Here is a 15,470-nt window from a genome sequence, read left to right as displayed (position 1 = left end):
CGCAAGGCTGCGAACATCGCGCCATGCCAGCCGAACCGGACCGACGCGGGCAGCCAACGGCTGCGCTGGCGTGGACCTGGGAGCAGGACGAGCAGTTCCGGTTCACGCGGATCTCCCCGGCGCCCGGCCCGTGGTTCGACCCCGGCATCTCCCTCGGCCACGTGCTCTGGGCGATTCCCGGCTCGCGGTCGCTCAGCGAGCCGTGGGCTGCCCACCGCGCGCGGTTGCTTCGCGGCGAGCCGTTCACCAATTTCGAACACCTCGTGCTGCCGACGGACGGCTCCGCGCCGCGCTACCTGTCGACGAGCGCCCGGCCGCGCCACGACGCGGACGGGCGTTTCCTGGGCTACGTGGGCGAGACGCGGGACATCACCGCCGACGTCGACCAGCGCGCGGACACGACTGGAACGCGGGAGCTGCTCAGGCTGGCGGCCCAGCTCGGCAAGTTCGGGGCGTGGACGTCCGACCTGCGCACCGGCATGACCACGTGGAGCGTGGAGTTGCAGGGCGTCCATGGCTGCCCGTTCGCGCGCGAGTGCACGAACGACCAGACCCTGGACCTGTTCGCGCCGGAGGCGCGGCCGGTGCTCCAGGAGGCCTTCACCAAGTGCGCATCGGAAGGCACCCCGTACGACCTCGAACTGCAGATCGTCGACGAAGCCGGCCAGCGGACCTGGGTGCGCGTGATCGGGGTGGCCAAGCGCGATGCCGAAGGCCGCATCACCCACGTGCAGGGTGCGTACCAGGACATCCAGGAAAGCAAGGAGGTGTCCGAGTACAACCGCGCGTGGGCCGACCGGTTCCGCGTCACGCTGGACAGCCTGTCCGACGGCTTCGCGATCGTGGGCCGGGACTGGCGCGTCACCTACGCCAACCGCTTCGCGGCGCAGTCCGTGGGGCTGGACTTGGCCGAGGCCGTCGGCCGCATCTTCTGGGACCTGTTCCCCGGCGTGCGCGAGACGGTGTTCGGCGAGCATTACGTGGCCGCCATGGAGCAGCGCGAGACGCGGCTGTTCGAGGAGTACTACGAGCCGCTGGACAAGTGGTTCCGCGTCAGCGCATTCCCGATGCAGGAAGGCATCGCCATCTCGTTCAGCGACGTGAGCGCGGCGCACCGCGAGCGGGCGCACCTCGTGGAGCTGAACGCGGAGCTGGAACGCCGGGTGCGCGAGCGCACCGCGCAACTCGAAGCGCTCAACGCGGACCTGAAGGCGTTCTCGTATTCGGTGGCGCATGACCTGCGGTCGCCGATCGGCCGCATGGCCGGTTTCGCCAAGGAACTGCAGCATCGCGCGTGGCCCGTGCTGGACGAGCGGTCCCGGCACTTCCTGCGGCGCATCCAGGCGTCGGCGAACGACATGGAGGACATGACGCGGGGCCTGATCACGCTGTTCCAGGTCGCGCACGGCAGCCTGGACCTGCACGACCTGGACCTGGCGGCGATCGCGCGCAAGTCCGTGGACGCACTGCGGCAGTCCGGCCGCGTGCCGCCGTCCGCGGCGATCACGATCGACGCACCGCTGCGCATCCGGGCCGATCCGAGCCTGATGGCGATCGTGATGGACAACCTCATCGACAACGCGCTCAAGTACAGCCGCGACCGTGGGCAACCAGCCGTCCACATCGGGTCGGATGTCGAGGGCGGCACGCGCCGCTACTTCGTGCGGGACAATGGCGTGGGCTTCGACGATGCCGACGCCGGCACGTTGTTCCAGCCGTTCACCCGCCTGCATGGGCCGGAGTTCGAAGGCTCGGGCATCGGCCTCGCCACCGCCCACAAGGTCGTCACCATGCACCGCGGACGCATGTGGGCCCAGGCGCGGCCCGGCGAGGGCGCGACGTTCTACTTCACGGTCGCCGGGCCTGCCGCGCCGTGACGCAGCAGGGTCGCGGTCAGGGCGCCGCCGCGACGGTGCCGCTCGACAGGTAGACCTGGCCCGGCGTGCTGATGAAGGTGCCGGCCGCGAGGATCAGGCGGGTCCCCGCTCCGTTCATCGCCAGCGCACGCCAGTTCGTCTCCCCGGCCGGTGCCGTCATCGGCGCGAAGGTGGCACCACCATTGGTGGAGAGCAACACCCGCCCGGTCGCGCCGGACAGCGTCGCTGCGATCACGCTGCCGGTCGTGTTCATGTCGATCGACGTGTAGGTGCCTGCAGCGGCGTTGCCCTGCGTCCAGGTCGCGCCCCTGTCGTGCGAGACGAACAGGCCGGTGCTCGTCCCGGTGAAGTCGGTGTTGCCCGCGACGGCCATCGTGCTGCCATCGTCCGACACCGCCACGCGGTACCAGCCGCCGGGGTTCGGGGCCGCGCCGAGCATCACCTCACGCTGCACGAAGGTGAGGCCGCCGTCGGTCGAGACGTGGACCTGGCCCGGCGCCGTGCCGGCCGACTGGGTGACCGCGACCACCACGGAGCCGTCGGCGGAACTGTCCACCCAGCGCCAGGGCCGGGCCGTCGCCGCGGTGCCGCCCGAGGTGGTGAAGGTGGCGCCGCCGTCCTGCGACACGCGGACCAGCCCGTCGAGCACCGTGGCCACCACGCGGCGTCCATCCTGGGACACCGTGACCCCTTCGTACTGCAGGCTGCCGGCCGCATTGAAGGCCGTGTCGGCCACGGCCCATGTCGCCCCGCCGTCCACGGAGCGGTACATGGCGCCCCCGAAAGCGACGGCGAAGAGGGCCTGGCCGGTCGCGTCCATGTCGATCGCCACCCAATTCGGCGTCGCCGGCAAGCCGCTGTCGACCCAGGTCACCCCGGCATCGCGCGAGAGGAACACACCGCCGGGGTTCGCGATGGCGGCCAGCACGGTGCCGGTGGGGTTCGAAGCGACCCCGTGCCACGTTTTCGCCCCCAGCGTGGCCACCGGCGTCCAGGCGAGGGGCCCCGCGACGACGGGTGGCGACACGGGCGCGCTCGCGGCGGGTGCCGGCGGCGCCGCGACGGGCGCCGGCGGCGCGGCGACGGGTCCTGCCGCGACCGGCGCGGGTGCGGGCGGGGGCACGCTGGCGACGGTGTCGTCGCCGCCGCCGCCACCGCAGGCAGCGAGCCAGAGTGCGAGCAGCGTCGCGGAAAGCCGGGCCGGGGTCGGTTGCGAAACCTGCATGCGGTGTCTCCCTGAATGGCGCGGCCCATCGCGGACCGTGGGCGCCAGCTTGCGAAAAGTGCCTCGCATCCGCCAGATGGGAAATTGCAACAGCTGTGTGCCCGCTCACAGTGCCGATGCGCGCCGCGGTCACGGCCGCACGCCTCGACAGGCGGGACTCGCGCGGGTGGTTTCGCTTGGGGCGCGCCGCTCACGATTGCGACGATTCGAGACATCGGTCGAGTTGCCGGCAGCAGCTTGCGGATGACCTTGCGCAACGTCCTGCCGCCGCGCTTGTCACGTTTCCGCTGTTCGCGACATCTAAGGCTGCATCCCCTCCAACCGGACCGCCGCCATGCCGACTCCAACCGCTCCGTTCCACGTTCGCCTCGCGCCCTGGCTGGCCGCGCTCGTCGCGACGCTGGCGCTCTGGTCGTGCGGTGGCAGCGACGATCCGGCCGCCCCATTGGATCCAAAGTTGCTAGCTGAAGGTCGGCAGGTGTTCCGCTTCGACACGTTCGGCGACGAAGCGCAGTGGACCGACACGCTTCGGCTGCATGAGGTGATCGAAACCGCCGTGTCGCCGGCGACCGCGCTCGCCGTCGGCCTGAAGGTCGACGTGGAGGCGCTGCCGCAGGCCGTGCAGGACGCCCTGAAGGCCGGCCAGGTCGACCTGGGCAGCCCGGCCACGACGCTGGCGCTGCTGAAGCTCGACGCGGTGGTGGGCGTCAAGGGCGAGGTCGAGACCGTGAACGGCGTCGACCGGCTACGGAAGGTGGGGATCACCTGCGCGCTGTGCCACTCCACCGTCGACGACTCGTTCGCGAAGGGCATCGGCCGACGCCTGGATGGCTGGCCCAACCGGGACCTGGATCCGGGCGCCATCATCTCGCTGTCCCCGGTGCTCGACGCGAAAGCGAAGGCCGTGTACCAGTCGTGGGGCAAGGGCAAGTACGACCCGCGCTTCAACCTCGACGGGCTGAGCAAGCCGGTCGTCATCCCGCCCGCTTTCGGGCTGGCCGGCGTCGGCAAGATCACGCTGACCGGTGACGGGGACGACATCGCGTACTGGAACCGCTACGTGGCGGTCACGCAGATGGGCGGCCAGGGCACGTTCGACGAGCCGCGGCTGAACCTTCATGTCGTGCACGGCAGCACCGATCTCGTCAGCGCCAAGCTGCCCGCCCTGCAGGCGTACCAGCTGTCGCTCGCCGCACCCGCACCGCCGCCCGGATCGTTCGACACCGCCGCCGCGGCGCGCGGCCAGGCCTTGTTCATGGGCAAGGCGCAGTGCGCGACCTGCCATGCGGGCAGCGCGTTCACGGACGCCAATGCGATGCTTCACCCGCCATCCGCGTCCATGGTCGAACCGGAGAACCCGAGCTACGCGGCGCGGTCCGCGACGAAGATGTACCGGACCGCGCCGCTGCCGGGCGCGTGGAGCCACGCGCCGTACTTCCACGACGGCTCCGCGGCCACCCTCGAGGACGTGGTCAGCACCTACAACCAGCGGCAGCAACTGCAGTTGTCGCCCGACGAGGTGCGGGACGTGGCGCAATACCTTCGCTCCCTCTGAGGGACCGCGCCATGGCGATCCCCGCATGGGAGGCGGAAGTCGCCGTCACCGCACCCCGGCGGCAGGACGGCGAGGGCGAGTTGCTGGCGGCCCTGCGCCGCGGGGAGGCGAAGGCGTTCGAGCGCCTCCTGCGCGCGCACAACCGGCTGCTGTTCCGCGCCGCCCGCGGGATCGTGAAGGACGATGCGGAGGCGCAGGACGTCGTGCAGGAAACCTGGCTGCGCGCCTTCCTGTCGCTCGGCTCCTTCCGCGGCGACGCCAGCCTCGCCACCTGGCTGGTGCGCATCGCGATCCACCAGGCGCTGGGCCGGCAGCGATCGCTCGGCCGCCGCGCGGCGTGGTGCGGCAGCGGCCCGGACCTGGAGAACGACATGCCGCACGCTGACGACCCGGCCCGCTCGGACGGGCACACGCCGGAGGACGAGGCGTGGCGCGGCGAATTGCGGCGGCGGCTCGAAGACGCCATCGACCTGCTGCCGCCGATCTACCGGTGCGTGTTCATCCTCCGCGCGGTGCAGGGACTCAGCGTCGAGGAGACGGCCGCCGCGCTGGACGTGACGCTCGACGTGGTGCGGACGCGCTACCTGCGCGCGCGCGGCATGCTGCGCGGCCGGCTCGACGATCTCGCGGACTTGCCGCTGTCCGCCGCGCATGACTTCCGGGGCCAGCGCTGCGAGGACATGGTGTCCGACGTGCTCGCCTCGCTGCACGCGCTGGGGATCATCCGCCACCGCTGACCATCACTTGCGGCGGCTGCCATCCCTGCGCCGCCGTCAGCGAAATCAAGGCTGGCGAGCCGAGTCCGTCACATAGACTCGGCGGCGATGCCCGTGTTGCTCGTCGTCCTCCTGCCGTTCGCCGGCGCCGTCGTCGCCGCGCTGCTTCCCACCCGCGCCCGCAATGCCGAGTCGGCGCTGGCAGGCCTGGTGGCGCTGGGCACGGCCATTCCGCTGGGGCTGCTGTTCCCGCGCATCAGCGCCGGGGAGGTGGTCACCGAGCGGCTCGCCTGGCTGCCCAGTGTGGGCGTCGACATCGTGGTGCGCATCGATGGCCTGGCGTGGATGTTCGCGATGCTCGTCACCGTGATCGGCGCGCTGGTCGTGCTCTACGCGCGCTACTACCTGTCCGAGGACGACCCGGCGGCGCGCTTCTACTCGCTGCTGCTGGCCTTCATGGGCGCGATGCTCGGCGTCGTCGTGTCGGGCAACCTGGTGCAGCTGGTGCTGTGCTGGGAGCTCACCAGCCTGTTCTCGTTCCTGCTCATCGGGTACTGGTACCACCGCCGCGATGCGCGCCGCGGCGCGCGCATGGCGTTCACCGTCACCGCGGGCGGCGGGCTCGCGCTGCTGGCGGGCGTGCTGCTGCTCGGCCACATCGCCGGCACCTACGAGCTGGACCAGGTGCTGCAGGCCGGCACCCGCGTGCGCGCGCACCCGCTCTACCCGCTGGTGCTCGTGCTCGTGCTGCTCGGGGCCTTCACCAAGAGCGCGCAGTTCCCGTTCCACTTCTGGCTGCCCCGCGCGATGGCCGCGCCGACGCCGGTGTCCGCGTTCCTGCACTCGGCCACGCTGGTGAAGGCCGGCGTGTTCCTGCTGGCGCGACTCTGGCCGGTGCTGTCCGGCAGCGACGAATGGTTCTGGCTCGTGGGGGGCGCCGGCGCGTGCACGCTGCTGCTGGGCGCGTACCTGGCAATGTTCCAGAACGACCTGAAGGCGCTGCTTGCGTATTCGACGATCAGCCACCTGGGACTCATCACGCTGCTGCTCGGCCTGAACAGCACCCTCGCGGCGGTGGCGGCGGTCTTCCACATGATGAACCACGCGACCTTCAAGGCGTCGCTGTTCATGTCGGTCGGCATCATCGACCACGAGACCGGCACGCGCGACATGCGCCGCCTCGACGGCCTGTTCCGGTTCATGCCGCTCACGGGCACCCTCGCGATGGTGGCGTGCGCCGCGATGGCGGGCGTGCCGCTGCTCAACGGCTTCCTGTCGAAGGAAATGTTCTTCGCCGAGACGCTGTTCGCGAGCGGCAACACGTGGATCGAGTACGGCCTGCCGGCCGTCGCCACCATCTACGGCGTGTTCGGCGTCGTGTACTCGCTGCGCTTCGGGCACGACGTCTTCTTCGGCCCGCCGCCGCAAGGCCTGCCGCATCCGCCGCACGAGCCCAGGCGCTGGATGCGGGTGCCGATCGAGCTGCTGGTGCTGGCCTGCGTCGTCGTTGGCGTCGCGCCCAACATCGCGATCGGACCGGTGCTTGCAACCGCGGCGCGGCCGGTCGTCGGCGGGGCGCTGCCCAGCTACAACCTGGCGGTCTGGCACGGCTTCACGACGCCGTTCGCGATGAGCCTGGTGGCCATCGTGGGCGGCCTCGTGGTGTACCTGCGCGCCGCCAACTGGTTCAAGGCGCGCGGGCGCCGCGGCGCGCCGCTGGTGGCGCGCCTCGATGGCCAGCGCCTGTTCGAGAACGGGCTGGCCCGCACCAACCTCGCCGCGCGCCGGCTGCTGCGCGCCGCCAGCACGCGGCGGCTGCAGGTGCAGATGCTGGCCTTGCTGCTCGTCGCGAGCGCTGCGGGGCTCGGGTCCGCGCTCGTCGTGCCCCTCGGGTGGGGCGACCGGGCACGGGTTCCAGCGAGCCCCGACTTCATCCTGCTGTGGGCCGGCGGCGCCGCGTGCGCCATCGGCGCCGCCTACCTGGCCAAGTTCCACCGCCTGCAGGCGCTGATCCTGCTCGGGGTCGTGGGCCTGATGGTGTCGCTCACGTTCGCGTGGTTCTCGGCGCCCGACCTCGCGTTGACGCAACTCGGCGTGGAGACCGTCACCACCGTGCTGTTCCTGCTGGGGCTGCGCTGGCTGCCGCGCCGCGTGGTCCAGGACGATCCGCGCGATGCACGGAGTGCGTGGTGGCGACGCCGGCGCGACTTCGTGCTGTCGGTGCTCGCGGGCACCGGCCTGGCCGCGCTGTCGTACGCGATGCTCACGCGCTCGGCGCCCCAGAGCATCTCGCCCTTCTTCCTGGCCAACGCGCTGCCGGTCGGCGGCGGCACCAACGTCGTCAACGTGATGCTGGTCGACTTCCGCGCGTTCGACACGCTGGGCGAGATCACCGTCCTGGGCGCCGTGGCGCTCACGGTCTACGCTCTGCTGCGGCGGTTCCGTCCGCCGCGCGAAACGGTCGAGCGCCCGCCGCAGCAGCGCCTGCGGGCCGCCGCCGCTCCGGCGGAGACGGCCGAGGACGCTCGTGGCCACCTGCTGGTGCCGGCCGTGCTGGTCCGCCTGCTGCTGCCGGCGGCCTGCCTGCTGGCACTGCACCTGTTCATGCGCGGCCACAACGAGCCCGGCGGCGGCTTCATCGCCGGCCTCGTGGTCGCGATCGCGCTCGTCACGCAGTACATGGTGTCGGGCACGCAGTGGGTGGAAGCTCGCACCGACCTGCAGCCCACGCGGTGGATCGCCGCGGGCCTGCTGCTGGCCCTCGCCACCGGTCTCGGGTCGCTGGCCTTCGGCTATCCCTTCCTCACCACGCATACCGCGCACGTGACGCTGCCGGTGCTCGGCGAGCTGCACCTGCCGAGCGCGTTCTTCTTCGACCTGGGCGTGTTCGGCGTCGTGCTGGGATCGACGCTGCTGATGCTGGTCGCCATTGCGCACCAGTCACTGCGCGCGCAGCGCCGCCCCGGTGCCGCCGCCCACGAGGGAGACAACTGATGGAGATCGTGCTCTCGCTCGTGATCGGCGTGCTCACCGCCGCCGGCGTGTGGCTGGTGTTGCGGCCGCGAACCTTCCAGGTGCTGGTCGGCCTGTCGCTGCTGTCCTATGCGGTGAACCTGTTCATCTTCAGCGTCGGCAGCCTGGCGATCGACCGCGAGCCGATCATCCAGGCCGGCCTGCAGCCCAACCTGGTGGACTACTCCGATCCGCTGCCGCAGTCGCTGGTGCTCACGGCCATCGTGATCGGCTTCGCGACCACCGCGCTGTTCCTGGTGGTGCTGCTGGCGCTGCGCGGCCTGAGCGGCAGCGACCACGTCGACGGCGCGGGGGACCGGCCATGAACGCGTGGACCAGCGAATGGTCGATGGCGCACCTGGTCGTCGCGCCGGTGCTGGTGCCGCTGGCGGCGGCGGGCGTGCTGGCCGCCATCGGCGCGCAGCACCGCCGCGTCAAGGCGGCCATCGGCCTGCTGTCGTGCGTGCTGATGCTGGCGACCGCCGTCGCCTTGCTGCTGTGGGTCGATGGCCAGGACCGCCCCGGCGCGTTCGGCGTCTACCTGCCCGGCAACTGGCCGGCGCCGTTCGGCATCGTGCTGGTGGCCGACCGGCTCTCCGCGATGATGCTGGTGCTGGTGGCCGCGACCGGGCTCGCCAGCCTGCTGTATTCGCTGGCGCGCTGGCATCGCGCGGGCGTGCATTTCCAGGTGCTGCTGCAGCTGCAGCTGATGGGCCTCAACGGCGCCTTCCTCACCGCCGACCTGTTCAACCTGTTCGTGTTCTTCGAGGTCCTGCTCGCGGCCTCGTACGGCCTGCTGCTGCACGGCGGCGGCGAAGCGCGCGTGCGGTCGGGGCTGCACTACATCGCCATCAACCTGGTGGCCTCGCTGCTGTTCCTGATCGGCGTGTCGCTGCTGTACGGCGTGACGGGCACGCTGAACATGGCCGACATCGCCGCCAAGCTGCCGGCGGTGCCCGCCAGCGACCGCGGCCTGCTGCACGCCGGCGCGGCCCTGCTGGCGATCGCGTTCCTCGCCAAGGCGGCCATCTGGCCGATGAACTTCTGGCTGCCGGCCGCGTACCGCGCCGCCAGCACGCCGGTGGCGGGCCTGTTCGCCATCCTCACCAAGGTCGGCGTGTACGCGATCCTGCGGTTGTGGACGCTGTGCTTCCCGGCGACGGCCGGAGGCTCGGCGCTGTTCGGCAGCGAGGCGCTGGTGTGGGGCGGCCTCGCGACGCTGGCGTTCGGCACGGTCGGCATGCTCGCGTCGCACAACCTGGCGCGCGTGGTGGCGTTCAGCATCATCGGCTCATCGGGGACGGTGGTGGCCGCGGCGGGTTTCGACCATCCGGCGCTCACGGCTGGCGCGCTGTTCTACCTGGCCAGCGCGACGCTGGCCGCGGCCGCGATGTTCCTGCTGGTCGAACTGATGGACCGCGCGCGGGGCGTGGATCCCGATCGGCCGTCCGCGCTGATCACCGACGACCGCCTGCCCAGCTTTGCCGAGGCGGAGCCGCCGCCGATCGATGCGAACCTGGACGACCTGGCGATGCCCCTGGTCGGCCGCGCGATTCCCGGCGCCGTCATCTTCCTGAGCCTGTCGTTCCTGGTCGGCACGCTGGTGCTTGCCGGCCTGCCGCCGCTGTCGGGCTTCGTCGCCAAGGTGGCGATGCTGTCGGCGGTGCTGGCCATGCCCGCGCACACGGGGCCCGCGGGTGCCGGCGCGCTGCTGTTCACGCTGCAGGTCGTGCTCGGCTTGCTCGCCGTCGTCGCGCTGTCGCGCGTGGGCCTGCGCGTGTTCTGGAGTCCCGAGGAACGCCCGCCGCCGCGGTTGCGCGTCGCGGAATCGGTGCCGGTCGCGGCGCTGCTCGGGCTGTGCGTCGCGCTGGTGCTCGCGGGCGAACCGGCGCTGCGCTACATGAGCGCGACCGCGGCGGCATTGCACGACCCGCAGCACTACATCGCCACGGTGCAGGCGGCGCGGCCGGTGGCATCGCCGGGGGGCGTGCGATGAAGCACTGGTTCCCCGCGCCCTGGCTGTCGCTCGCATTGTTCGCGGCCTGGTTGCTGCTGCAGGGCTCCGTCGCGCCGGGGCACCTGCTGCTCGGGGCGCTCGCCGGCTGGCTGCTGCCGGTACTCACCGCGCCGTTGCGGCCCCGGGCCGGCCCCTTGCGCCGGCCCGGCGTGCTCGTGCGGCTGGTTTTCACCGTCGGCCTGGACGTCGTCGTGTCGGCGGCCGAAGTCGCGCGCGGCGTGCTCAGCGGCCGTCGCCGGCCGCCGCGCCCCGCCTTCGTCGTGATTCCCCTCGAGCTGCGCGATCCGCAGGCACTGGCGGCGCTGGCCGTGATCACCACGATCGTGCCCGGCACCGTCTGGACCGAGCTCGCGCCCGACCGCAGCGCCTTGCTGCTGCACGTGTTCGACCTGCCGCACGAGGGCGACTTCATCCGCCACTACAAGGAGCGCTACGAGCGCCCCCTGCTGGAGATCTTCGAATGAGCCCCCTGTTGTCGGCCGCCGTGACGATCACCCTGGTGCTGTACGCGCTGGCCATGCTGCTGGCCCTGGGGCGGGTGCTGCGTGGCCCGCGCGCGCAGGACCGCGTGCTCGCGCTGGACTTCCTGTTCATCGTCGGCCTGCTGCTGTTGCTCACGCTGGCGATCCGGTACGACAGCAGCATGGGCTTCGAGGCCGCGCTGCTGATCGCGCTGTTCGGGTTCGCCGGCTCGTCGGCGATGGCGCGCTTCCTCTGGCGCGGGGAGGTGGTCGAATGACGCCGGTGGCCGACGCGATCGTCGCCGTGCTGCTGCTCGGCAGCGGCCTGCTCGTGCTCGTGGCCGCAGTCGGGCTGCTGCGCCTGCCGGATTTCTTCTCGCGCATGCACGCTCCGTCGATCGCATCGACGCTGGGGACGTGGCTGGCGGCGCTCGCCACGGCCATCCACTTCACGGCGCACCAGGGAGCGCCCATGCTGTCCGCCTGGCTCGTCGCCGTGGTGCTGTCGGTGACCGCGCCGGTGACGACGGCGTTCCTGGCCCGTGCCTCGGCGTTCCGCCGGCGCGCAGGCGGCGACGAGGACGCACCGCCGCCATTCGCGTGATGCCCCTGCGGGCCTTGCCGGATTGGGGCTGGGCGTTTGGTGATCGGGAGCGGGGGCCCTAGACTGGCCCTCATGGTCACCCCGGTCTCCCGCCTGCAAACCGTGCCCGCCTCGTGCGCCGCACGGATGCTGCGTGGGCGCGCGTTCGGCCTCCTGCGAACGCTCGCAGAGTCCTGAGCCCGGCGGTCGCCTTTTCCCCCAAGCGCTGACCTTCGACTGCCGGGCCCCTTTCCAGGCGCCTTCCGCATGCCCACGCCCACGCGGCATGCATCGAATGGAGTGCACCCATGCAAACCTCGACCGCTTTCGATCGCCAGCTGACCAAGCTGGACGCCGTCCGCCTGCTCAAGCTCATTGGCTCGGGAGCGGCCCCGAAACTCGCCGACATCCTGGACGAAGCCGAAGTCGTGCCCGGGCCGGCCATCCCGCGCGACGTCGTCACCATGAACGCGAAATTCATCGTTCGCGACCTCGCCACCGGCCACCAGCAGGTGCGGGTTCTCTGCTACCCGGAGGACGCGGACCCGGCCCAGGGCCGCATCTCCGTGCTCTCGCCGGCCGGCGTGGCCATGCTCGGCTTGCCCGCGGGCGCGACGGCGCACTGGCACGGACCGGCCGGTGCCGCCTGCGGCGCGCGGATCGAGGAGGTCCTGTTCCAGCCGGAGGCGGCGGGCGACTTCGTCACCTAGCGCAGCCGCCTGCGGCGGCGCCACCACAGCAGCGCGCCGGTGGCGCCCAACGTGAACAGCGTGATGCCGAACAGCGCGTTGGCGGCCTTGTGCAAGGGGCCGCCGAGATCGCCGGTGTGCAGCGGATACACCCAGGCCGTGTTGCGCGCGCCGGCGTCCAATCGGTTCCAGCGGTTCACCTGGAGGACCTGGCCGGTGCCCGGGTGGAACCAGACGGAGGTCAGGCCGTTCGGATGCGGATCGTCCACGGCCTTGAGGCGGAAGCGCACGGGCCTGGCGCCCGGCTGCAGGCCTATGTAGCCGATCGTCGCGCCCGGCTCGCGTGCCAGCGCCGCGCGGGCCATCACGTCGAGTGAAGCTTGCGGACCCGCGTGCGTCGCTACTCGCGGCGGCGTGACGGGGCGGTCGCCGGTCATCGAGGTGACCCAGCCGGCGAGCGGCTTCCACGCCATCCACACGCCGCTGCCGACCGACGCGGCGATGAACAGCCCGATGACGACGCCACCCAGCCGGTGCACGTCGAACAGCGAGCGCGTGAGGCCGTTGTGCCACTGCATGGCGAAGGCGCGCGACCACGACACGGGCCACCAGAGCACGACGCCGGTGGCGAGCAGGAACAGGTACGTGGCGGCCAGCGCCGCCAGCAGAGGCCGGCCGGCATCGCCCATGAGCAGCGAACTGTGCAGCTCGAACGCGAGGTTCACCAATCCCTCGTGGTCGCCACGTTGCCCGAGCACGCGCGCCGTCGCGGGATCGAGGTAGGCCAGTCCGTCGAACCCATTGGGGACGTGGACGAAAGCCCAGAAGGTGTCGTCCGGCTGCCGCGGCGGGCGCAGCGTGAAGCTGGCCTGCGGGCCATACGCGGCGACGAGCGAATCGCGCACCGCATCGAGCGAAGCCGGGGCTGCGGCCACCGCTGGCGCGGTGAACAGCTCGGGATGCAGCAGCCGGTCCACCGGCTTGCCGACGACGAGGAACGCGCCGGTGAGCGCGATGGCCGCCAGCACCAGCCCGAGCGACAGGCCGGCCCACCGGTGCAGGCGCAGCCACGCCTGGCGCAGGGCCGGACGCATCAGAGGTCGAACCGCGCGGCCAGGCGCAGCGTGCGCGGCGCGCCCGTGCCGATCAGGCCGTTGCCGGCCGTGGCCCAGTAGTCCTTGTCGGTCGCGTTGTCCAGGTTGGCCTGCAGCGTCACCGTGCGGCCCTGCAGCTTGGTCACATAGCGCGCGCCCAGCGACAGCGTGGTGTATGCGTCGACCCATGCCTGGTTCAGGTTGTTCACTGCGCGGCGGCCGACGTGGTACGCCCCCGCGTTGATCGACAGGCCGGCCACCGCCGGCAGCCGGTACTCGCCGAACAGGCTGATCGTCTTGCGCGGCGTGTTCTCGGGCGTGCGGCCCAGTTCGCCGGCGTTGGCCGTGCCGACGGTCACGATCTCCGCGTCGAGCAGCACGAGCGACGCGATCGCCGAGAAGTCGCGGCCGATCTCGCCGCTGGCCGACGCCTCCAGCCCGCGGTAGCGGCTCTTGCCGCCCAGGATGAAGCGGTTGCCGGCGTCGACCGAGGTCTGCGGGCGATCGATCTGGAACAGCGCGGCCTGCGCGAGCACGCCGCCGAACGCGCGCGTCTTGACGCCGATCTCCTTCTGCTTGTTGACGGCCGGCGGCAGGATCTCGCCCGAATTCGCGCGGTTGGCCGGCGCGGTGCCAGTCTCCTCCAGGCCCTCAAGGTAGCTCGCGTACACGGTCGTGTGCGGCCGCGGCTTATACAGGATCGACAGGTTCGGCGAGGTTTTCTTCGCACCGTAGCGCGACGTCGGGCTCACGTTGCTGTAGTCGGCGGCGCGCACGCCGGCGAGCACTTGCCACTGGTCGCCCAGCAGCACGCGGTCGAACAGGTACACGCCCTTGTCGCGGATGGCCGAGTTCGCGCCGGGACGGAACGATGGCGTGATTTCCGCGGGGACGATCGGCGCGTACAGGTTCTGCGGCACGTTCACCGTCGTCGCGCTGTCGCCGGAGTAGGCCTCGCGCTGGTTGTGCGTGTAGCCGATGGTCAGCTCGTGCTGGATGGCGCCCGTGCCCAGGCGCCCGAGCGCCTCGACGCGGTGGTTGGTGTTCGTGTAGCGCTGGCCGTTCGCGAAGAAGATCGCCAGGTTGCCGGCGCCGGACGCGACGTCCAGGCCATTGAGCTGCGAGAAGCGGCGGTCGCGCTCGGTCTCCGCGCGTCCGGTCTCCAGCGTCAGCGACCACGCGTCGCCCAGCGACAGGTCGCCGCGCAGCAGCATGTTGGTGGCCTGCGCGTCGTAGCGCTGCCACTCGCCGGCCAGGTTGCGCTTGTTGTCCGGCACCGGGGGCAGGGTGATCACGCCGTTGGCGGCCGCCGGCAGCGCGATGGCGGCCTGCTCGCCGATGTCCTTGCGGTAGTGCTCCAGGTCGGCGCGGATGTTGAGGATGTCGGACACGCGCCAGTCGTAGGCCAGCGATGCCAGGCTGCGGTCGCCCTTGACGCGGTCGATGCCGGCGTCTTCCCGGCCCGCCGCCGCGTTGATCCGCAGGCCCATGGTGCCGTCGGCGAAGCGCCGGCCGACGTCCGCGTGCACGTCGACCGCGCCGTGGTCGGTCACCGAGGTCGCGATGCTCGTGACGGGCTCGGCGGTCGCGCGCTTGGTCACGAAGTTGACGATGCCGCTGGGCGGCACCAGGCCGTAGTAGAGCGACGACGCGCCCTTGAGCACCTCGACGCGCTGCTTGTTCTCCAGCGGGATGTCGATCAGGTTGATGATCGGCAGCGAGCCGTTGAGCCGGTAGTTGCCGCGGTTCTCGACCAGGATGCCGCGGATCGAGATGTTGTCGTAGGTCGACCCGGACAGCTGCGAGCGCGTCACGCCGGCGGTGTTGCGCAGCGCGCCGTACACCGTGCGCGCGCCCTGCGCGTCGATCACTTCCCGCGTCACCACGTTGTTGGTCAGCGGCACGTCCAGCGGATCGAGGTCGCGGAAGGCGCCGACCTGCACGGTGCGCGAGTTGAAGCCGCGGCCGTCGCGGCCGGTCACCTGCACGTCGTCGAGCGTCACGCCCTGCGCGGATGCCGCGTTGGCTGCGAGCAGCAGCGCCGCGGCGGCCGCCACGGGTGTCTTCCGGATCATCGAGTCCCTCCTGCTTGTTCCGATCCGGGCTGCAAAAGCGGCACGGCCAAGGCAGCAAGTATATGCGAATGATTCGCATTTGAAAGCTGACATCGAGGGAGAACCCCCGCCGGAGTCGCCGGCGGGAGGTTCGAGAATCGTTCGCTGCAGTTGAAACAGACCCGAG

General features: G+C 71.4%; 13 protein-coding genes. 10 read left to right on the top strand and 3 right to left on the bottom strand.

The features are described 5' to 3' along the window. Window positions 1-23 precede the first annotated feature (23 nt). Window positions 24-1,877 carry a PAS domain-containing sensor histidine kinase gene (locus I8E28_RS19025; RefSeq protein WP_200789793.1) on the top strand — a complete coding sequence of 618 codons (1,854 nt, stop codon included), beginning with the start codon at window positions 24-26 and terminating at the stop codon, window positions 1,875-1,877. A gap of 16 nt (window positions 1,878-1,893) precedes the next feature. Here the strand turns inward: I8E28_RS19025 and I8E28_RS19020 are convergent, their stop codons facing one another. Next, window positions 1,894-3,102, bottom strand: coding sequence for a WD40/YVTN/BNR-like repeat-containing protein (locus tag I8E28_RS19020; RefSeq protein WP_239027270.1), 1,209 nt, complete (start codon window positions 3,100-3,102; stop codon window positions 1,894-1,896). A 334-nt stretch (window positions 3,103-3,436) separates the two neighbouring features. On the opposite strand from I8E28_RS19020, the gene I8E28_RS19015 reads away from it, so the two are divergent. From I8E28_RS19015 to I8E28_RS18975, 9 genes are all read left to right on the top strand, one after another. Next, window positions 3,437-4,657: a c-type cytochrome gene (locus tag I8E28_RS19015; RefSeq protein WP_200789792.1), complete on the top strand. Its 1,221-nt coding sequence runs from the start codon at window positions 3,437-3,439 to the stop codon at window positions 4,655-4,657. A gap of 11 nt (window positions 4,658-4,668) precedes the next feature. Continuing rightward, window positions 4,669-5,394, top strand: a complete 726-nt coding sequence (locus tag I8E28_RS19010) for an RNA polymerase sigma factor (protein WP_200789791.1) — start codon at window positions 4,669-4,671, stop codon at window positions 5,392-5,394. Between the two features lie 87 nt (window positions 5,395-5,481). Further along, window positions 5,482-8,367 carry a monovalent cation/H+ antiporter subunit A gene (locus I8E28_RS19005; protein ID WP_200789790.1) on the top strand — a complete coding sequence of 962 codons (2,886 nt, stop codon included), beginning with the start codon at window positions 5,482-5,484 and terminating at the stop codon, window positions 8,365-8,367. Continuing rightward, window positions 8,367-8,711, top strand: a complete 345-nt coding sequence (locus tag I8E28_RS19000; RefSeq protein WP_200789789.1) for a Na+/H+ antiporter subunit C — start codon at window positions 8,367-8,369, stop codon at window positions 8,709-8,711. Before I8E28_RS19005 ends, I8E28_RS19000 begins: the two co-directional genes overlap by 1 nt. Beyond that, window positions 8,708-10,381, top strand: coding sequence for a monovalent cation/H+ antiporter subunit D (locus I8E28_RS18995; RefSeq protein WP_200789788.1), 1,674 nt, complete (start codon window positions 8,708-8,710; stop codon window positions 10,379-10,381). Before I8E28_RS19000 ends, I8E28_RS18995 begins: the two co-directional genes overlap by 4 nt. Continuing rightward, window positions 10,378-10,866 carry a Na+/H+ antiporter subunit E gene (locus I8E28_RS18990; RefSeq protein ID WP_200789787.1) on the top strand — a complete coding sequence of 163 codons (489 nt, stop codon included), beginning with the start codon at window positions 10,378-10,380 and terminating at the stop codon, window positions 10,864-10,866. Before I8E28_RS18995 ends, I8E28_RS18990 begins: the two co-directional genes overlap by 4 nt. Beyond that, window positions 10,863-11,141 carry a K+/H+ antiporter subunit F gene (locus tag I8E28_RS18985; RefSeq protein ID WP_200789786.1) on the top strand — a complete coding sequence of 93 codons (279 nt, stop codon included), beginning with the start codon at window positions 10,863-10,865 and terminating at the stop codon, window positions 11,139-11,141. The genes I8E28_RS18990 and I8E28_RS18985 overlap by 4 nt, the downstream gene beginning before the upstream one ends. After that, the gene (gene mnhG / locus I8E28_RS18980) at window positions 11,138-11,467 is read left to right on the top strand and encodes a monovalent cation/H(+) antiporter subunit G (protein WP_200789785.1); all 330 of its coding nucleotides are present in this window, start codon (window positions 11,138-11,140) and stop codon (window positions 11,465-11,467) included. The genes I8E28_RS18985 and mnhG overlap by 4 nt, the downstream gene beginning before the upstream one ends. Window positions 11,468-11,754: 287 nt before the next feature. After that, complete coding sequence (locus tag I8E28_RS18975; protein ID WP_200789784.1) at window positions 11,755-12,156, top strand: GreA/GreB family elongation factor; 402 nt, start codon at window positions 11,755-11,757, stop codon at window positions 12,154-12,156. Here the strand turns inward: I8E28_RS18975 and I8E28_RS18970 are convergent. After that, complete coding sequence (locus I8E28_RS18970; RefSeq protein WP_200789783.1) at window positions 12,153-13,229, bottom strand: PepSY-associated TM helix domain-containing protein; 1,077 nt, start codon at window positions 13,227-13,229, stop codon at window positions 12,153-12,155. The genes I8E28_RS18975 and I8E28_RS18970 overlap by 4 nt on opposite strands. Next, window positions 13,229-15,304, bottom strand: a complete 2,076-nt coding sequence (locus I8E28_RS18965) for a TonB-dependent siderophore receptor (RefSeq protein WP_200789782.1) — start codon at window positions 15,302-15,304, stop codon at window positions 13,229-13,231. The genes I8E28_RS18970 and I8E28_RS18965 overlap by 1 nt, the downstream gene beginning before the upstream one ends. Between the last annotated feature and the right edge of the window lie 166 nt (window positions 15,305-15,470).

Source organism: Ramlibacter algicola (assembly GCF_016641735.1).
Lineage (GTDB): Bacteria > Pseudomonadota > Gammaproteobacteria > Burkholderiales > Burkholderiaceae_C > Ramlibacter > Ramlibacter algicola.
Note: the sequence above shows the minus strand (reverse complement) of the source record. Positions and strands in the feature narration are given on the sequence as shown.